Source organism: Rouxiella badensis (assembly GCF_026967515.2).
In the GTDB taxonomy this organism is placed as follows: Bacteria; Pseudomonadota; Gammaproteobacteria; order Enterobacterales; family Enterobacteriaceae; genus Rouxiella; species Rouxiella badensis.
In genome coordinates, this window is sequence record NZ_CP114062.1 from 3,112,080 (window position 1) to 3,131,269 (window position 19,190).

Below are 19,190 nucleotides of genomic sequence, written 5' to 3' on the forward strand. Positions count from 1 at the left end.
CGCTCATTACTGATGCGCTGTCACTTTACGCTCACCGCACACCTTGTCGTAAACCGCAACCAGCACCAGCATCAGAATGGACGGCGGTAACCACGCCAGTCCCTGCTCTGCCAGTGGCAATTTCGTGGCCCATGCAGGCAGCATGGTGGCAAACGTTGAAGTCTTGATGCCGTCGATGATACCGAAAATCAGACTCACCAGCATTACCGGCGCGATAATACGCGACGAGCTATTCCACCAGCGCAGTGTAAAGCTCAGGACAATCAGAGCAATACACGGCGGATAAATGGCGGTCAGCACCGGAATAGAAATCTGGATCAGGTGGCTCAGACCCAGGTTTGAAACCAGCATAGAGAACAGGCCCAGAATAAATACCAGCGTCTTGTAAGACAGCGGCAGATACTGTGAGAAGAACTCGGCGCAGGCACAGGTCAGGCCAACAGCAGTGACCATACAGGCGATAAAGATAAGCGCCGCCAGGAAGAAGCTGCCGATGCCACCAAAGGTTTGCTGAACGTAGCTGTGCAGAATAACCGCACCGTTCTGCGCCTGAGGCACCAGGGAGGCGGTATTCTCACCCATTTTGAACAGGCTGAGGTATACCAGCAGCAGGCCCACACCGGCAATCAGGCCCGCCCAGATGGTGTAACGGGTCAGCAGTTTGGCGTCTTTCACGCCGCGAGAACGCGCCGCGTTAACGATAACAATGCCGAATACCAGCGCACCCAGGGTGTCCATGGTCAGATAACCGTTCACGAAACCGTTTGAGAACGGCTGGGTCTGGTAGGCTTCGGTGGCAGGCAGTGGCTGACCGGCAGGCCACAGGACGGCGGCAATACCCAGAACAGCCAGAGCAGCAATTTTCAGCGGTGCCAGAACGTGCCCAACGGTATCGAGCAGACGACCCGGATAGAGGGAGATGCCGATGACCAGCACAAAGTAAATCAGGCTGTAAACCAGCAGAGGGGTTGCACCGTCACCGGTCAGTGGAGCGATACCGACTTCAAAAGAAACGGTCGCGGTGCGCGGCGTGGCAAACAACGGCCCGACGGCCAGATAGCAGACGGTGGCCAGTAGCAGACCGGCTTTACGGCCAATTGGCGTACTCAGCGCGTCGATACCGCCACCCACGCGAGCCAGCGCGACCACGGTCATGACCGGTAGGCCCACGGCAGTAATCATAAAGCCGAATGCCGCCCACCAAACGTGGTGGCCAGCCTGCAAACCGACCATCGGTGGGAAAATGATGTTCCCCGCGCCGACGAATAAGGCAAAGGTCATAAAGCCCAGTGCCAGAATATCTTTGGTTGTTAAACGATGACTCATGATGGATGTCGTGATGCCTGTGCAAAATGAATAAAAGTGTCCGATGCTGACACTCGGCTCAAATTCCGAGGAGAATCCCTGAACCCTGGATGGCGCAAGTGGCCCAATCCAACGTACGAGAGTGAGCTGAAAACGCCTGACGATATGTTAAAAAACGACGTTATTATGCAGGGGTTGTGCGAGTGGCAGCGGCGCTAAGGTACGCTTTTATAGTGCATGAAGGCAAGTCTTGATCCCAAAAGCAGAGTCATCAACTGGATTTAAAAGGCACAACAGAGAGATTAACTGGATATAGACACAAAATCACCACATGATGCGTATGTTTTTTGAGCGACAAATGACTATTTTAAGCTTTAATGAAATGAAAAGTGCGTGAAACAACCAATTTATAGCCAATTCACGCACAATTATGCGGTGCATTCTTAACCATTACGCAACAACTCAATTTGCAATAGCCAAGTTTTTGATCTCCCTGCACTATTAAAGCGTAGACAAAGCGCAGAGATTTCGAGCTACAGCAAGGCAGCGACTAAGCTCATCCCCAGGAACTTACATCAGTAAGTGACTGGGGTGAGCGAAGGAAGCGAACGCCGCTGTAGTCCTCGCTTAAAGCGCAGAGATTTCGAGCTACAGCAAGGCAGCGACTAAGCTCATCCCCAAGAACTTACATCAGTAAGTGACTGGGGTGAGCGAAGGAAGCGAACGCCGCTGTAGCTCGAAAGATCAAGCTTTACCAAATCTTAGCGGCTAAATCGACCACTAGCTTCAGCTTATCCCACTGTTGCTTCTCGCTCAGACTGTTACCTTCTTCGGTAGAAGCGAAGCCACACTGCGGGCTCAGGCAGATCTGGTTGATGTCTAGATATTCGCTCGCTTCCTTGATACGTGCTTCCACGTCTTTCGCCTGCTCTAGCTCACCGGTTTTGGTGGTAATCAGGCCCAGTACTGCCTGCTGGTGACCCGGCTTGATGAAGCGTAGAGGCTCGAAGCCGCCTGCACGTTCGTTGTCGTATTCCAGGAAGAAACGGTCGATGTTTACGGTACCGAATAAGATTTCGGCTACCGGCTCATAACCGCCTTCGGAAATCCAGGTTGAGCGGAAGTTGCCGCGACACACATGCAGACCAATGATCAGGTCGTCAGGCTTGCCTTCAATCGCCTTGTTTAATACGCGCGCATAAGTTTTGGCCAGCACCTGCGGGTCATCACCGCGTGCCACAATCTGCTTCTTCTGATCTTCAGAGCACAGGTAGGCCCAGACGGTGTCGTCCAGCTGCAGGTAACGGCAGCCTGCGTCATAGAAGGCTTTAATCGCGTCACGGTAAACCTGCGCCAGATCTTCAAAGTAGTCTTCCAGGTTTGGATATACGTTTTTTACCGCATCGCGGTTATAACGAAAGTGCATCACGCTTGGGCTAGGAATGGTCATCTTCGCTACCGCGTCGCCGCTGATGCTTTTCAGGAAATGAAAATGCTCCAGCATTGGGTGGTCGCCAAAGGCAATCTTATCGACCACTTTGATACTGCGTGATTTAGTCTGCACGCCGTTGAACTGAATCCCCTGCTCTGCATCATAACCTTCAACGCCCTGCAGGCCTTCGAAGAAGTCAAAGTGCCACCACGCACGGCGGAATTCGCCGTCAGTGACCACTTGCAGACCGGCTTCGCGCTGCTGTTCTACCACACGACGGATTTCGGTGTCTTCCACCGCACGCAGCTGCTGCGCATCGATTTCACCGTCTTTGAACTGCTGACGGGCTTTTTTCAGTGCTTCCGGACGCAGGAAGCTACCAACAACTTCGGCACGATAGACTGGGTTTGGCTGTGACATTTTCAACTCCTGACAAACGCCTCGGCGCGTTACGCCGCTGCAATTAATTAAAGGGTAGCCCAAGGTCAAAGCGAGTTAGTTCACAATGTGAATAGTTACTTTGAGTGATATATAGACTTCTGGATGTCTAAACGGCTTAAAGGCTATGCTGCCATGAATAGTCTTCATCACAAAACGAGTAATTTTCACATCACTTGAAAAATATTCATGATCACGTGTGATGATTTCATTTTGAATGAAATCGACGAGGCATTTTGCGGGAGAGTGAAAAAGAAAACGGGCCATCAAAGGACCGTTTAAGGGAAGCGTCAGTGCTTAACACGCTGGTTCTCAGCGGGTGCGTTAGTGACTATCAGCCGGTTAGGCAGCGTGAACATAAAGCGGGTACCGACACCGACCTCACTGTCAATATCCAGACGGGAATGATGATGGCTCAGTGCGTGCTTCACGATAGCCAGCCCGAGGCCGCTGCCACCGGTCTGACGCGAACGCGCCTTGTCTACCCGATAGAATCGCTCGGTGAGACGCGGAATATGCTGCGGAGCAATGCCCGGCCCGTTGTCACTGACCTGAAACTGTGCGCCCTGCGCCGTCTGCTGCCAGCTCACCTCAATGCGCGTGCCGGGCGGCGTATGGTTCACCGAGTTATACACCAGATTCGATACCGCACTGCGCAGCTGCTCGTCGTTGCCAAACACCTTGAGATGTTCGTTAATCTTGAACACGATTTCGTGGCGTCCAGCGCTCAGCGCAGCAACCTCGTGCTCCAGCATGCCCAGCATGCCCGGGATATCGACTTTTTCCTGTAGATCGATATTAGTGGCAGCCTCGATGCGCGACAGCGTCAGCAGCTGTTTGACCAAACCGTCCATCCGCCGCGTCTGCTCCTGCATGGTGTCCAGTGCCTTGCTGCGGAAAGGCTCCTCCAGCGTGGAATCGTCCATCATCTCCAGATAGCCCTGCAAGACGGTCAACGGTGTGCGCAGCTCGTGGCTCACGTTGGCGAAGAAGTTGCGTCGGGCCCCTTCAAGCTGGCGCATTTGCGTCACGTCGCGAGCCACCATTAGCAGTTGTCCTTCCGAATACGGCATGATTCGAAACTCGACGTAGTGCTCATTATTAAGGTGCAGCGTCAGCGGGCGGGTAAAATCTCGACTCTGCACCCAAACACGCAGTTCAGGATAGCGCAGCAGGTTAAACAGGTGCTGGCCGTTGTCTTCCGGCCAGCGGAAGCCCAGAAGCTCCTGAGCCAGGCCGTTACACCAGAAAATATTGCCCTCTTCGGTGGTCAATACCACGGCATCAGGGAGCGATTCCGCCCCGCTGCGAAAACGTTTAATCAACAGCGCCAGCTCGCGTCGCCGGCGGCGATTTCGCATCTGCATCTGATTAAGGCCATAGAACAGCGGTTCCCAGCTCCATAGTCCACTAGGAGGGGTAATGCTGCGATCGAGCCACAGCCAGTGGGAAAGCTTTAGTTGGTTAAAATAGTTCCAACCCAGCGCCGCCAGCACGGAAGCCAGCAGCAGCCAGGGCAGATAACCAATAAAAATGGCGAGGATAAGCGCAGGACAGCAGAACATAAATAGTTCACCAGCCAGACGCCTCCAGGATAATCGTTCTAACACACAGTATCTCCGCTGTGAGTGATAGAGATGCCTACCCAATATCTTTCATGTTGCCTGCGCATCTGCAACATGAAAGATGAAGGGTATTAGTAGCGAGTCGAGAACCTGTAGCCTGTTCCGCGAACCGTCTGGATCATGCGGTCGTGCCCACTGGTTTCCAACGCTTTACGCAGGCGACGGATATGCACATCAACCGTGCGATCCTCTACATAAACGTTAGTGCCCCAGACGTTATTGAGCAACTGTTCACGGCTATAGACGCGCTCAGAGTGCGTCATGAAGAAGTGCAGCAGTTTGAATTCGGTTGGGCCCATGTCCAACGCCAGCTCGTTCGCCATAACGCGATGCGAGGATGGGTCAAGGCTAAGGCCTTGCATATCAATGACTTCCTCGACCGCCATCGGAGAGATGCGGCGCATAACGGCCTTAATACGGGCCACCAGCTCTTTGGGAGAGAAGGGTTTGGTAATGTAATCATCGGCGCCGACTTCGAGCCCACGCACACGGTCTTCCTCTTCACCTCTTGCTGTGAGCATCATCACCGGAATATCTCGGGTCAGCGCTTCGCGTTTAAGGTGTTTGATAAACTGAATGCCTGACCCACCGGGCAACATCCAATCCAGCAAAATTAACTCAGGGTAAGGTTCAATCAGACGATTGACCGCCGAGTCGAAATCTTCAGCTTCAATGGCCTGATAACCATTCTGCTCAAGCACAAAACAAACCATTTCACGGATCGGTGCTTCGTCTTCCACAACTAATATGCGTCTAGCCATTTTGATAGCCTGCCAAATAAGTTAGCGAACTTAATTTTGATTTCGGGCGTCATTATGCGTCACTTTTGTGACAGATTTATGAAAAGAATTTACGCTGCGTTTAAGTGTAGCCAAGGCGTTATTTTTGACCCAGGCATTTGTCATTGAAAAGGTTTTTCGGCGACAGCCACTACCCTCGGCGTTTATACTTATCGCCTGTTACCGCCACCGCGAGCCCCCCATGCGACTCATTCATACCTCTGACTGGCACCTCGGTCAGTACTTCTTTACCAAAAGCCGCGCTCCCGAACATCAGGCCTTTCTCAACTGGCTGATTGAACAGGTTGAACAACATCAAATAGATGCGGTGGTGGTCGCGGGGGATATTTTCGATACCGGCTCGCCGCCAAGCTACGCGCGCGAGTTGTATAACCGCTTTGTGGTCGACCTTCAGCGCACAGGCTGTCAGCTCATCGTCCTGGCAGGGAATCACGATTCCGTCGCCACCTTAAATGAATCGCGCGAGCTGCTTTCCTGCCTGAATACCCAGGTGATTGCCACCGTCGGCGAAGATCTGTCGCGTCAGGTGCTGACCCTGAAAAATCGCCAGGGGCAACCGGGGGCGATACTTTGCGCTATCCCGTTCCTGCGCCCGCGTGACCTGCTTTCAAGCCAGGCCGGACAGTCCGGCAACGAGAAACAGCTGGCGTTGCAGGAGGCCATCGCCGCGCACTATGCCTCGCTTTATCAGGCGGCCTGTGACAGGCGCGATGAGCTCGGCGGCGCCCTGCCGATTATCGCCACCGGGCACCTGACTACCGTGGGCGTCAGCACCTCCGACTCGGTGCGCGACATTTACATCGGTACGCTCGATGCATTCCCCGCGCAGGCCTTCCCGCCGGTCGACTACGTTGCGCTCGGGCACATCCACAAGGCGCAAAAAATTGCCAAAACTGAGCATATTCGCTACAGCGGCTCACCGATTCCGCTCAGTTTCGATGAAGCCAGCAATGAAAAGAGCGTTTACCTGCTCGATTTCACCGCCGAGAAGCTCAACGCCGTCGAGACGCTGGTTATTCCTCGCTCACAGCCGATGGAAATTATCAAAGGGACGCTGGCCGAAATCGAAAAACAGCTGCTGCCGTATGCCGGCCTCGAGAACGGGAAAGTGGTCTGGCTGGATATCGAGGTCGCGACACAGGACTATCTCAGCGACATTCAGCGGCGGGTGCAGCAGCTTACCGACCCGCTGCCGGTCGAAGTCGTACTGCTGCGGCGCAGCAAGGAGCAGCGCTTGCTGGGCCTGCAACAACAAGAGAAAGAGACCTTGAAAGAGTTGAGCGTTACCGAAGTCTTTGAACGGCGTCTGGCGCAGGAAAATGCTCCCGAAGAGGGTCGCCAGCAGCGCATCCGCACGCTGTTTTCTCAGGTGCTTGAACAGGTTGAGAGCGGTCATTCTGCGGAGGACGTCGCGCCGTGAAAATCCTCAGTCTGCGCCTAAAAAACCTCAACTCGCTGGAAGGTGAGTGGAAAATCGATTTCACCGCCGAACCCTTTGCCAGCAACGGTCTGTTTGCTATTACCGGCCCGACCGGGGCGGGGAAAACCACCCTGCTCGACGCCATCTGTCTGGCACTTTACCACCAGACGCCGCGCCTTGACGTCTCGCCGAGCCAAAATGAGCTGATGACCCGCCACACCGCCGAATCGCTGGCGGAGGTGGAGTTTGAGGTCAAGGGCGTTGGCTATCGGGCGTTCTGGAGCCAGCGCCGCGCGGGGAATTCTCCGACCGGCAACCTACAGGCCCCCAAGGTCGAACTCGCGCAGTTGGCCGACGGCAAGATATTGGCTGATAAGGTCCGCGACAAGCTGCCGGCTATCGCCGAATTGACCGGCCTCGACTTCGGCCGTTTCACCAAATCAATGATGCTCTCGCAGGGTCAGTTCGCCGCGTTTCTTAATGCCAAGGCCAACGAGCGCGCAGAACTGCTTGAAGAGCTGACCGGCACCGAGATTTACGGACGCCTGTCGGCTCAGGTTTTCGAGCGTCACAAGCAGGCAAAAGTCGAGCTAGACCTGCTGCACCAACGCGCCGCAGGTATCGAACTGTTGAACGACGAGCAGCGCCAGCAGCGGGAGCAGGAACTCGCGCAGTTGGGCCTGCAGGAAACCGAATTGAGTCAGCAAACGGCACTGCAACAGCACGGCCTGAACTGGTTGCAGCAATGGCAAAGTAACCAGCAAAAGCAGCAACAGTACCGCCAGCATGTTGCCGACGTGGCGCAGCAAAAACAGCAGGCACAGCCGCAGCTCGAGCAGCTTGCCCGCAGTGAACCGGCCGAAAAGCTCCGCCCGTTGCTCAACGAACGGTCGCGCTGTCAACAGCAGCAGACCGAGTTACAGCGTCAGATAACGCAGCTGAGTGAACGGCAACAACAGCTGCAACAGGCGAAAAACCCGCTCACTCAGGCGCTGGGTCAGGCGCTAGAGAACCAGCAACAGCAGGCCGCCGAGAAGCAGCGTCAGGAAGAGCTGATTGAGCAACAGGTTCAACCGCTGGACGTCAAAATAGAGGCTTTACAGGCGAAGCTAAACGAGGACCGCGAGTCTCATCTTAAGCAGCAAAATCAGCTGCATGCGTTGAACGAGTCGCGGAAAAAGTGGGTGTCCGAGCAGGCGGCGTCGGCGGAAAAAACCCGTCAGTTTCAGGCCACTGAAGAAGCACTCAAGGCCGCGTTAAACACCCAGACTCAGCAGCACAGCGTGCTCGAGGCTCAGTCTCCACAGGCCACTTTGCGCAGCCAACAGGCAGAGCTTGCCAGGCTGCGTCCGGTGCGCCTGCAACTTTCAACCCTACAGCCACTCTATCAACAACTGTCGCAGCGTATCGAAAGGCAGCGGCAGGAGTACGCGGCGCGCCAGAACGAACTGACCGAGTCAGAAAAGCAGCTTAGCGATGCACGCGAACAGTATAAAAAGCAGAAACAGCATCTCAACGATGTAGAAAAACTGCTGGCACAGGAGCAGCTGATTGTTAGCCTTGAAGCGGAACGCGCACGGCTACAAACCGGCTGTCCGTGCCCGCTGTGTGGCTCGACGACGCATCCGGCCATCGAGGCCTATCAGGCAGTCAGTCCCTCCGAAACTGCGCTGCGCGTACAGAAAATGCGTGAAGAAACCGACAGACTGCAGACCACCGGCACACAGCTGCGCACGCGCACCGAAGGACTGCTTGAGCAGCAAAAACGGCTACAAAGCGCCCTGCAACAGGACGAAAAACAGCAGGCTGAATATCTCGAACAGTGGCAGCAGGCCTGCGGATCACTGATCCTTGGCTTTACCCTGCAAGACGGCGAGGCGCTGCAACACTGGCTCAGGGAATGTGAAGAAAAAGAACAGCAGTGCCAGCAGTTGATCCGTCAGCATGATGACGTCGTGCAGGCCGTTCAACGCGCGAAGGAAGCGTTGTACGCAGCGCAGGCCGAACAGGCTCAGGTTAAAGAACAGGCCGTGGTTCAAAACGAACGTGCTCTGACGCTGCACAAGCAGCATGCCGAGGTTCAGCAGCAGGTCGAGCAGTTAGCCAAGACACTGGCCGAAAGTGAGCAGTTACTCACGCAACTGCGCAGCCAGCGCCATAGCCTGTTTGGCGAGCAACAGGTTAAACAGGTCCGCGAACACCTGCGCCAACAGCAACAGGCAGCAGAACGGGCGCGCCATCAGGCTCATGAGCAATTGCAGGCGGTGCAGCAACAGCTCGACCAGCTCGGCGGCCAAGTGCTCAGCCTGCAGCAGAGTCAGCGCCAGTGCGAGACCGACCTGCTACGGGCGCAAACTCAGTGGCAGCAGGCGCTGGCGTCCAGCGCGTTTGACGATGAAGAGGCCGTTAATGCGGCACTGATTGACGAGTCTTTACGCCAGCAGCTTCAGGCGCTGAAAGACCGGCTCAGCCAGCAGCAAGTCCAGAGTGAGGCGTTGTTGCAGCAGGCCAGCGAGCAGTTGGAACAGCATCTTCAGTCGCGCCCAGCCGGTATCGATCAACATACCAGCCGGGCCGATGCCCTGGCGGAACGGATAGCCGCGTTGAACGCCCAGCTGCGAACGATGCAGCAGCGTCAGGGCGAACTGCGCAGCCAGCTTGAGAGCGACAGCCAGCGCCAGGCCGGGCAACGGGCGCTGTTTACGCAGATTGCCCAGTCGCAGGAGCTGTATGACGACTGGAGCTACCTCAATCAGATTCTTGGCTCAAGCGACGGTGCCAAGTTCCGCAGGTTTGCACAGGGATTAACGCTGGAGCATCTGGTTTATCTGGCCAACAGGCAGATGGACAAACTGCACGGTCGCTACCTGCTGCAGCGCAAAACCAGCGATGCACTCGAGCTTGAAGTGGTCGATACCTGGCAGGCCGACGCAGTGCGCGATACCCGCACGCTCTCCGGCGGTGAGAGCTTCCTGGTGAGTCTGGCGCTAGCGTTGGCGCTGTCGGATCTGGTCAGCGACAAAACGCGCATCGACTCGCTGTTCCTCGACGAAGGCTTCGGCACGCTCGACGCCGACACGCTCGACACCGCGCTGGACGCACTCGACAGCCTGAACGCCAGTGGAAAAACCATCGGCGTAATTAGCCACGTCGAGGCGATGAAAGACCGTATTCCGGTGCAGATAAAAGTGAAGAAAGTAAATGGATTAGGGATCAGTCGGCTGGACAATGCGTTCAAGGTAAACGACTAGCTCATTGCGGGGGCCGCCGAATTCTCCTCGGCGGCCCCCCTTTCATCAGGCGTTTTCTTTCTCTGTTCGGCAACTCAGCGCCGACAGCAGAATCAGCGTTGAAAATAGCACAATGTACTCTTCAGAAATCAGCAGCACGTCGGTCAATCCATAAAGGAAGGCCGACAATGCCACCATAGACACCGGATTCAGCAGCAGCCCCGAAATGCCGTTACGGAAAATCAGCATACCGAAGAAGAACAACAGGGTCGCGATACCAAAAATCCCCGACAGAGAGGCAGTCTGAATAAACTCGTTGTGCAGGTGAACCTGGATGTAACGCAGCGCCCAAGAATTTGGCTGATTATGGCTCAGCAAATACTGTTCGATCCGCTGGTTACGCCCGGTCTCGGTTTGCCCGAACGGATGCTGTTCAAAGGTTATCAGCCCCATTTTCCACATCGTAAAGCGCGACCCCAAGGAGGTTTGATCATCGCCCTTCTCGTAGAGATGATACTCGCTCATCGTGACGTCAAAGCGTGACTGTACAATCGACCAGCGCGACCCTACCCCCACGACGGCTACCACTAATATAATCAGTATACTCAGTGATTTAGCGGTGAGTTTCTTGTCCTTCCACAGCATCGCCAGCACCAGCAGGACCACCAGCAGCAGATGTAATACCATCGCTGAACGCGTCTCGGTGAGGAAAATAACGTACAACGACACCAGCGACATCAGCAGAATAGCGAGATATTTTTTCGACGAGGTGCAGCTGCGGCCAATCAGCGTCATGACCGACAGCGCGAGCGCACTATAGGCATAGGCGGTCATCGTGGCGCGGTTGATGCCGAGGATGATGCGTTCGGGGTCAGTGAAATGTTGCCAGATGCCATAAACGCTGGCGGCGGCAAAGGCCACAAATAGCGACGCCAAGGCGCAACGTTGCAGCGTAGCCGCCGAAAGTCGCTGCTTTCGCGCGCCCCAACAGATATAAAGGGCTATCAGCCCGCTCAAAAACCAGCGTTTGGCCGAAGTGAACAACAGCCATTCGTTCGCTTTGTCAGTGGTGACATAAACCGCAAAAAGTGACCAGACGGCATACAGCGCTGCGAGGGCAAAAAGCGGCAAGGCGTAACGTGAAGAGAGGAATATTCCTTTGAATTCTTTATAATTTATAACGATGCCGGTTATTGATAAATAGCTGCAGAGGTAGAAAATCTCTCTGCTGGTTTTTTCATGTGTATAGCCGGAGGGTAAAATACAGATTAAAAGCGCTACTACGACAATAAAGAGATAGTGGTTAAATCTATCCCGCCCAATTAAGCCTGACGCCATGCTAATTTCCCATATTGCTCACAAAGATTTGCTATAAATTTAATGCTGTCAAGCGTAGCAGACTGCCATATTCGAGGGGTTTAATCGATTTTTATTGTTCCGAATTTATAATCTCGTAGCCCTACAGTTTAGGTTTAGTGCCGGCGCGCAAACTTCAGCCGTGAATGCGAAGAGCATCACGCAGCCTAGCGGACTGCGCCATGAGAGAGAATTTAGTGCTGCCTTTCCTGACGCCACTGCCGCGGACTGAGGCCAAACCAGCGGCGAAACGCCCGCGAAAAGGCACTGACCTCGGAGTAACCTAACAGCAGTGCCATCTCTGAAATCGGCAGCTGCTGTTGCTGAAGATAGTGCGTTGCCAGCTCGCAGCGCACCTTGTCCACCAGCAGGGTAAACGTCAGGTTTTGTTCACGCAGCCGGCGTTGCAGCGAGCTGGGTGACATGCCCATCTTGTCGGCCACGTCGTCGAGCACCGGCTCGCCGAGGGTCAAATTCTGTCTGACCTGCGATCTCGCGCGATCGACCACCGACTGCTGCGTCAGATTGTCGGCGTTCAAACGGCGGATAGCATCCTGCATCACCAACAGCAACGTTTGATCCTGCTCGGGCATCGATCGCTGAAGATCCCGCTTGGCGATGATCAGCGAGTTATAGGGTTGATCAAAATAGACTGGCGCGTCGAAGATCTTGCAGTGCTCGTGCCACTGCTCCGGCCTTGGATGCTCGAAATGCACCTCGCGCGGTGCCCAGTTTCTGCCTAAACCGTGGCGCAGCAGATTCAGGATCATCCCCAGCGTCAACTCGGCGTCCTGACGTTTACACAGGATGCCGCCGTGGCGAACCTGATAATCAAAGCGATAATACTCGCCCTTGTCGACCAAACGGGTCAGCGTATTGTGCTGATGAAACGGAAAGGCGTTCACCACGTTTTGCAACGCGGTTTCGGCCGAAGACGAACAAAGACCAATGTAACCAATCAAGCCTAATGACTGTGGTTTGAATTGCCTGCCGTAATGCAAACCGAAGTTATCACAACCCGACTGCCTGGCCGCCTCCTCCAGAACCTGACAATAGTTGGTCAGGCCGAGACTCAAGGTGGGACGCTGCAAAAGCTCGGGATCGATATGGCAGATCCCCAGCACGCGATCCACGTCGGCCCCTTTAGTAATAATAAAATCGCTCAGCCCACTGGCCGCCGCCGCCAATACGCCGCGATTGCTGTTCATCTCAGCCTCTGTGTAGCCTGACAAGGTTGACTGCCGCAATACGTCAATCTGCATACGCGTTTCCACTGTGGTTAATTTGTCTAGACGAGTTGCTGCAATTTTCATACCAGAGAAAGAATTATCAGGAAAAAATCAGGGGCTTTAAGGTCAGGCACTTAGCCGGTGCGGTGGTTTAAGGGGAGTTTGCTGGCATATCAAGGGAAAGTGCACACTGCACGCAAACCGTGCAGTGTGTCGTTAAATTACGCTTAACTCACCGCCAGCGCGCACTGCTCGGTTGCGAGGTAGGCTTGGCAAAGTTTCAAACTGTCGGCGACCCAATTATCGCCCAGACTCAGCGCCATCTCGGTCGTCGCGTGCGATCCCACCCAGGCCAGCAGCTGAATACGGCGCTGGATAATCATCGTCGGGATCACCGCCAAACAGTCCTCACTGAGGGCACAGACGCGCTGATACCCCGCCAGCCAGTGCTCCACCCACTCTGACGCACGGGGATGATGTTCGACGAAACTAATCGCCGCCGCCGCGTCGTGCATGTACCAGCCCATGCCGCAGTCGTCGAAGTCGATCACCCGCGTCTCTCCTTTGTGCAGCAGCAGGTTGGTGAGGCGCAGATCGGCATGGATCAGGCCATAGCGCTGACTGCTCTTGCCGTATTTTTCCAGAATGCGGCTAACGCGGCGCAGGGTCTCCTCGACGATCGGATGGTCTTTCGGCTGGAGACCCGGTGCATCCTGCCAGCGTCCCCAGTGGCCTTTTTCGCCGGTCATGGTCTGGTGGTCCCAGACGATACGTTTAAACCCGCTCGGTTTCTGCCAGCGCTGGCTGTGCTGATGCAGGCGTGCCGTCACTTCGCCGAGCTGAGCAAAGGCGCGCGGATCGATCTCTGTGGTGGGCATCTCCCCTTCAATCCATTTAAACAGCACCACGTGGCGGCTGGCACCTTCGCCCAGTGACAAAGTCTGCACACGCTCGCCGTCTTGCGTTACCAGCGCTTCTGGCACCTGAATGCCGGTTTCGCGCAGCGCGTCGAGCCACGCCAGCTCACTCTCTATCTCGTTACGCTGGTGATAGTCGTCGCGGTGCACGCGCAGCGCCAGACGATTGCCGTCGGCAAGCTTCACGACAAAGGTGGCATTTTCTGAACGGCAGATCAGGGTGAGTTCACCCTGTAGCGCATCGGGATAACGGGTTAACGCCTTGGCAGCGAGCTGTTGCAGGCTGGCGTTGTCCAGGGTATCAGACTGTTTTGCATTCATCAGGGTTCACTCCGGGCAGCTCAAATAGGGGGTTGTGCTATCAGAATGCGAGCGACAACGGTTCTTCGCTTGACCCGGGACGGCCAATTGTTGACTTCAGCACACCAAATTCGGCGTCGAGCGGTCAACTTGACTCTGGCGTGCAGGACTGAGCGCGCTGCGGTCAAGTTTTGTGAGGTAACGCGGTGCATTATCGAAACAACTTCACTCGCCGGATGACAGGGGTCAGCCGGAGAAAAATCGAATCGTACCCGTCAGGAGAGAACCTACCATGCTGAAAACTAATGCCTTTGATGCCGCATCCAGCTCAAACGTTTCACCCGAAGCGCTGGAGATGATCGAACGTCGCCGCCGCCTGCTCGGTCCTGCCTATCAGCTGTTCTACAAAAATCCGGTGCATCTGGTGCGCGGTGAAGGTGTGTGGGTATTTGACGCGGCGGGCAGACGGTATCTCGACGTTTACAACAACGTACCTTCCGTCGGCCACTGCCACCCTTACGTACTCGAGGCGCTGATTCGTCAGGCTTCTACTCTGAACACACACACGCGCTACTTACACGATAACGTGCTTAACTTCGCCGAAAAGCTGGTTTCGACCATGCCATCTGAACTGAGCCAGGTGATGTTTACCTGTACCGGCAGCGAAGCCAATGACCTGGCGCTGCGCATCGCCGAAGATTTCACCGGCGGGACCGGCGTGATCGTCACCGAATTTAGCTATCACGGCATGACCAAGGCGATCGCCGGCCTTTCAGCCTCGATGGGTCCTTACGTCAAGGTGAACGGCGATGCCCGCGTTATCCCTGCGCCGATTCATAACCCAGCCAACCCGGCAGAGGTAGGCAAGAAGTTTGCCGCCGACGTTCGCGCGGCGCTGGCCGATATGCACCGCCACGGCATCAAACCGGCGGCATTGATGATTGATACCTTCTTCACCAGCGACGGCGGCTTCTTTGACCCGGCCGGTTTCCTGAAAGAAGCGATCGACGAGATTCACAAGGCAGGCGCGCTGTATATCGCCGATGAAGTGCAGCCTGGCTACGGTCGTTCCGGTGAACACATGTGGGGCTTCCAGCGTCACGGCGTACTGCCGGACATCGTCAGCCTCGGCAAGCCGATGGGCAACGGACACCCGATGGCCGGCATCACTATCAAACCGCATATCCTCGAGCGCTTCGGCAGCGAGTCGAGCTATTTCAATACCTTCGGCGGCAACACCGTGTCATCGGCAGTTGGCCTGGCGGTGCTGGAAGTGATTGAACAGGAAGAGCTTATTCCAAGCGTCGGCCGTGCAGGCAAGGCTATCCTCGACGGCATCAGCGAACTGGCGACCCGTTTCCCGGCCATCGGCAGCGTGCGCGGCGCGGGGCTGTTTGTCAGCGTTGACTTCACCACGCCGGACGGCAAACCAGACTCAGAAACCGCGCTCGCCGTGGTCAATGGACTGCGTGAGGAGGGCGTACTGATCGGCGCTTCTGGCCCACACGCCAATATCCTGAAAATCCGCCCGCCGCTGGTGTTCACCGCCGAGCACAGCCTGATCCTGGTCGAAAGCCTGGAGAAAGTGCTGCGCAAAATGTACTGATTTTTTTCCGCCTGATTGGGCGGGCGTGCCGTTCATTTATCTTCAGGAGAGCAACATGACAACACAGCTTAAACCGACGCTAGGCACCCTGCACCTGTGGGCGATAGCCGTTGGACTGGTCATTTCTGGCGAATATTTTGGCTGGAGCTATGGCTGGGGCGTAGCCGGAACGCTCGGCTTTTTGGTGACCACGCTGTTGGTCGCCACCATGTATACCTGCTTTATCTTTAGCTTTACCGAATTGACTACCGCCATTCCGCACGCCGGCGGTCCGTTCGCCTACAGTCGCCGCGCCTTTGGCGAGACCGGCGGCCTGGTAGCCGGGATGGCGACGCTGATTGAATTCGTGTTTGCACCACCGGCAATTGCACTGGCGATTGGCGCCTATCTGAACGTGCAGTTCCCACACCTCAACCCAAAAGTTGCGGCACTGGGCGCTTACGTGCTGTTCATGGCGCTAAATATTCTGGGCGTCAAGCTCGCGGCTCTGTTTGAACTGGTGGTTACCGTGCTGGCAGTGCTTGAGCTGCTGGTGTTTATGGGGGTGGTGGCTCCCGGCTTTAGCATCAGCAATTTCGTGCTCAACGGCTGGTCCGGCGGCGAACACTTCGGACTGCCTGCGGTGTCGGGTATTTTCGCAGCGATCCCGTTTGCCATCTGGTTCTTCCTGGCTATCGAAGGCGCTGCTATGGCCGCCGAGGAAGCGAAAGATCCGAAACGTACGATCCCGAAAGCTTACGTCAGCGGGATCCTTACTCTGGTTGTGTTAGCGATCGGCGTGATGATCATGGCCGGTGGTGCAGGTGACTGGAGCAAACTTGCCAACATCAACGATCCTCTGCCTCAGGCGATGAAGATGGTGGTCGGTGAACATTCAAGCTGGATGCACATGCTGGTATGGATTGGGCTGTTCGGGCTGGTAGCCAGCTTCCACGGCATTATTCTCGGCTATTCGCGCCAGTTCTTTGCGCTGGCTCGTGCAGGCTATCTGCCGGCCGGACTGGCGACACTGTCGCGCTTTCAGACGCCACATCGCGCCATTATTCTTGGCGGTGTAATTGGTATCGCGGCAATATTTAGCGACGGCGTGGTGAATTTACAGGGCATGTCGCTGACGGCGGCGATGATAACTATGGCCGTGTTTGGCGCTATCGTAATGTATATCATGAGCATGCTCAGCCTGTTTAAGCTGCGCAGAACCGCCCCGGATCTGGCCCGCAGCTTCCTCGCACCGGGCTATCCTGTTGTGCCAGCCATTGCGCTTTGTCTGGCGGTGGTATGCCTGATTGCGATGGTATGGTTCAATCTGGAGATTGCCGGTATCTTCTTGGTCTTTATGCTGGTCGCCTACCTCTACTTCGGGGCGACCAAGGCACAGCGCAACGCGGCGGCACCGGATGCGATGCTTTCAGGGGATTAATCTGCGTTGAAATTTAAAAGGCCTGCGAACGTGGCAGGCCTTTTGGTTTTTGCAGGAAACGTTACAGGGAGAAGCGCCCTTCCGGCCATAGCCAGGCCGCACCGCGCACGCCACTTGAATCACCGTGAACCGCTTTAAGGATTGGCGTTTCACACTCACCGCCGAATACCCACTGTTTGAGCAGCAGAGGCAACGTGTGGTAGAGCCTGTCGACGTTACTCATCCCGCCGCCGAGCACGATGACGTCGGGATCGAGAATATTCACCACGTTGGCCAACGCTTTTGCCAGCCGGCGTTCGTAGCGGCCGAGAGCGAGATCGGCCACAGGATCGTCCTGCTCGACCAGCTCGATGATTTCAGAACCTTTGAGGCGCTGGCCGGAAAGGCGGAAATAGTCCTCGGCAAAACCGGTGCCAGAGACAAAGGTCTCCACGCAGCCCGATTTGCCGCAGTAGCACGGCACTTCCTGCTGGAAGCGGATTTCATCTTCGTCCTGCCACGGCAGAGGATTATGCCCCCACTCTCCCGCGATACCGTTGCCGCCCGCGTGGGCTTCGCCGTTCAACGCAATGCCTGAACCGCAGCCAGTGCCGATGATCACGGCGAATACCGTTTTCTTACCCGCGCCAGCGCCGTCGGTAGCTTCGGAAACTGCCAGGCAGTTAGCGTCGTTGGCGATACGCACTTCACGCCCCAGCAGCAGCGCCAAATCCTCATCCAGTTTCTGGCCGTTTAACCACACCGAGTTAGCATTTTTCACTTTGCCGGTGAACGGGGAAAGCGTGCCCGGAATGCCCAACCCGACGCTGCCACGGTGGCCGGTCGCCTTTTCGGCGTCGTTAATCAGTCCCTGAATCGCGTGCAGCGTTTTTTCGTAGTCGTTGCGAGGGGTATCCACACGTTTGCGGTACAACTCATGGCCTTCATCTGACAACGCGATGACTTCAATTTTGGTGCCACCGAGATCGATTCCTATACGCAAAATATTTCTCCATTGCAGGTTTTTTTATTTCTTCAGTTTATAACAAACTCATCACACTGCGGGGGGTAAGTGCTCTTAAAAGGCTCGGGATGCTCAACCTCACAGGCTACGAATTTTTCTTAGGGACTGATGCCGCTCAATTGGTTATCATGCCGCCCTGCTTACCATTTAATAGCACGCTGCGAGCGTGACAAGACAGGGATAACATCATGTTATGGTTTAAAAATTTACTGGTTTATCGCCTAAGCCGTGAAATCTCACTGTCTGCCGACGAGATGGAAAAACAGCTTAGCGCATTTACCTTTACCCCGTGCGGCAGCCAGGATATGGCGAAAACCGGCTGGGTTTCGCCGATGGGTTCTCAGGGCGGCGATGCCCTGACCCACGTTAGCGGCGGCCAGATCCTTATCTGTGCGCGCACCGAAGCCAAGATCCTGCCTTCTTCAGTGGTCAAGCAAGAGCTGAATGCAAAGATCGATCAGATAGAAGGTGAACAGCACCGTAAACTGAAAAAGACCGAGAAAGACTCGCTGAAAGATGAAGTGCTGCACACGCTGATGCCGCGCGCCTTCAGCCGCTTCAGCCAGACCTTTATGTGGCTCGATACCGTTAACGGCCTGATTATCGTGGATGCAGGCAGTGCCAAGAAAGCCGAAGACATGCTGGCGCTGCTGCGTAAGAGCCTCGGCTCGCTGCCGGTAGTCCCGCTGACCATGGAAAGCCCTATTGAACTGACGCTGACCGAATGGGTACGTTCAGGCGAACCTCCGGCCGGTTTTGCCCTGCAGGACGAAGCTGAGCTGAAAGCGATTCTGGAAGAAGGTGGAGTGATCCGCTGCAAGAAGCAGGCGCTGGTCAGCGACGAGATTGCCAACCACATCGAAAGCGGCAAGTTGGTCACCAAGCTGGCTGTCGATTGGCAGGAGCGTATTCAGGTGGTGTTGGCCGATGACGGCAGCATCAAGCGCCTGAAGTTTGCCGATACAATCCGCGAACAGAATGACGATATCGATCGTGAAGACTTTGCAGCGCGTTTTGATGCCGACTTTATTCTAATGACCGGCGAATTGGCGGCACTGATTGCGAATCTGATTGAGGCTTTAGGCGGAGAAGCGCAGCGTTAATTTTGA

13 protein-coding genes are annotated in these 19,190 nt (G+C 55.5%); 5 read left to right on the forward strand and 8 right to left on the reverse strand.

The annotated features are described in order from the left end of the window. Positions 1–6 precede the first annotated feature (6 nt). The 4 genes from brnQ to phoB all read right to left on the reverse strand — a co-directional run bounded on the left by brnQ (position 7) and on the right by phoB (position 5,561). Positions 7–1,326, reverse strand: a complete 1,320-nt coding sequence (gene brnQ / locus O1V65_RS14435) for a branched-chain amino acid transport system II carrier protein (protein ID WP_269129825.1) — start codon at positions 1,324–1,326, stop codon at positions 7–9. A 730-nt stretch (positions 1,327–2,056) separates the two neighbouring features. After that, positions 2,057–3,157 carry a cobalamin-independent methionine synthase II family protein gene (locus O1V65_RS14440; protein ID WP_269129826.1) on the reverse strand — a complete coding sequence of 367 codons (1,101 nt, stop codon included), beginning with the start codon at positions 3,155–3,157 and terminating at the stop codon, positions 2,057–2,059. Between the two features lie 308 nt (positions 3,158–3,465). Continuing rightward, positions 3,466–4,785, reverse strand: a complete 1,320-nt coding sequence (gene phoR / locus O1V65_RS14445; RefSeq protein ID WP_084911962.1) for a phosphate regulon sensor histidine kinase PhoR — start codon at positions 4,783–4,785, stop codon at positions 3,466–3,468. Positions 4,786–4,871: 86 nt separating this feature from the next. Further along, entirely contained in the window at positions 4,872–5,561 is a 690-nt protein-coding gene (gene phoB, locus O1V65_RS14450) for a phosphate response regulator transcription factor PhoB (protein ID WP_017489843.1), read from the reverse strand. 220 nt (positions 5,562–5,781) lie between these two features. Between phoB and sbcD the strand changes: the two genes are divergently transcribed. Both sbcD and sbcC read left to right on the forward strand, forming a co-directional pair. Further along, a complete protein-coding gene (sbcD, locus tag O1V65_RS14455) occupies positions 5,782–7,020 on the forward strand; it encodes an exonuclease subunit SbcD (RefSeq protein ID WP_017489844.1) in 1,239 nt (412 codons plus the stop codon). Beyond that, the gene (gene sbcC / locus O1V65_RS14460) at positions 7,017–10,271 is read left to right on the forward strand and encodes an exonuclease subunit SbcC (RefSeq protein WP_269129827.1); all 3,255 of its coding nucleotides are present in this window, start codon (positions 7,017–7,019) and stop codon (positions 10,269–10,271) included. The genes sbcD and sbcC overlap by 4 nt, the downstream gene beginning before the upstream one ends. Before the next feature lie 45 nt (positions 10,272–10,316). Here sbcC and O1V65_RS14465 read toward each other — a convergent pair whose 3' ends face one another. From O1V65_RS14465 to O1V65_RS14475, 3 genes are all read right to left on the reverse strand, one after another. Then, positions 10,317–11,381 (reverse strand): O-antigen ligase family protein, encoded by a 1,065-nt coding sequence (locus O1V65_RS14465; protein ID WP_227952583.1) that lies wholly within the window; start codon positions 11,379–11,381, stop codon positions 10,317–10,319. A gap of 419 nt (positions 11,382–11,800) precedes the next feature. Continuing rightward, positions 11,801–12,814, reverse strand: a complete 1,014-nt coding sequence (gene qhpR, locus O1V65_RS14470; RefSeq protein WP_225741561.1) for an AraC-like transcriptional regulator QhpR — start codon at positions 12,812–12,814, stop codon at positions 11,801–11,803. Between the two features lie 248 nt (positions 12,815–13,062). Next, positions 13,063–14,073, reverse strand: coding sequence for a phosphotransferase enzyme family protein (locus tag O1V65_RS14475; protein ID WP_269129828.1), 1,011 nt, complete (start codon positions 14,071–14,073; stop codon positions 13,063–13,065). A gap of 271 nt (positions 14,074–14,344) precedes the next feature. Between O1V65_RS14475 and O1V65_RS14480 the strand changes: the two genes are divergently transcribed. Both O1V65_RS14480 and eat read left to right on the forward strand, forming a co-directional pair. Further along, positions 14,345–15,658, forward strand: a complete 1,314-nt coding sequence (locus tag O1V65_RS14480) for an aspartate aminotransferase family protein (RefSeq protein ID WP_084911976.1) — start codon at positions 14,345–14,347, stop codon at positions 15,656–15,658. Positions 15,659–15,713: 55 nt separating this feature from the next. Continuing rightward, entirely contained in the window at positions 15,714–17,078 is a 1,365-nt protein-coding gene (gene eat, locus O1V65_RS14485; RefSeq protein ID WP_192503390.1) for an ethanolamine permease, read from the forward strand. Between the two features lie 61 nt (positions 17,079–17,139). Here eat and mak read toward each other — a convergent pair whose 3' ends face one another. After that, the gene (mak, locus tag O1V65_RS14490; protein ID WP_017489851.1) at positions 17,140–18,060 is read right to left on the reverse strand and encodes a fructokinase; all 921 of its coding nucleotides are present in this window, start codon (positions 18,058–18,060) and stop codon (positions 17,140–17,142) included. Between the two features lie 209 nt (positions 18,061–18,269). Between mak and rdgC the strand changes: the two genes are divergently transcribed. Next, a complete protein-coding gene (gene rdgC, locus O1V65_RS14495) occupies positions 18,270–19,184 on the forward strand; it encodes a recombination-associated protein RdgC (RefSeq protein ID WP_017489852.1) in 915 nt (304 codons plus the stop codon). Positions 19,185–19,190 lie beyond the last annotated feature (6 nt).

Bases quoted from the DNA above. Each gene is read 5' to 3' on its own strand.
- sbcD (WP_017489844.1), top strand. From the start codon at position 5,782: ATGCGACTCATTCATACCTCTGACTGGCACCTCGGTCAGTACTTCTTT.
- O1V65_RS14475 (WP_269129828.1), bottom strand. From the start codon at position 14,073: ATGAATGCAAAACAGTCTGATACCCTGGACAACGCCAGCCTGCAACAG.
- O1V65_RS14480 (WP_084911976.1), top strand. From the start codon at position 14,345: ATGCTGAAAACTAATGCCTTTGATGCCGCATCCAGCTCAAACGTTTCA.
- eat (WP_192503390.1), top strand. From the start codon at position 15,714: ATGACAACACAGCTTAAACCGACGCTAGGCACCCTGCACCTGTGGGCG.
- brnQ (WP_269129825.1), bottom strand. From the start codon at position 1,326: ATGAGTCATCGTTTAACAACCAAAGATATTCTGGCACTGGGCTTTATG.
- O1V65_RS14440 (WP_269129826.1), bottom strand. From the start codon at position 3,157: ATGTCACAGCCAAACCCAGTCTATCGTGCCGAAGTTGTTGGTAGCTTC.
- phoB (WP_017489843.1), bottom strand. From the start codon at position 5,561: ATGGCTAGACGCATATTAGTTGTGGAAGACGAAGCACCGATCCGTGAA.
- qhpR (WP_225741561.1), bottom strand. From the start codon at position 12,814: ATGAACAGCAATCGCGGCGTATTGGCGGCGGCGGCCAGTGGGCTGAGC.
- rdgC (WP_017489852.1), top strand. From the start codon at position 18,270: ATGTTATGGTTTAAAAATTTACTGGTTTATCGCCTAAGCCGTGAAATC.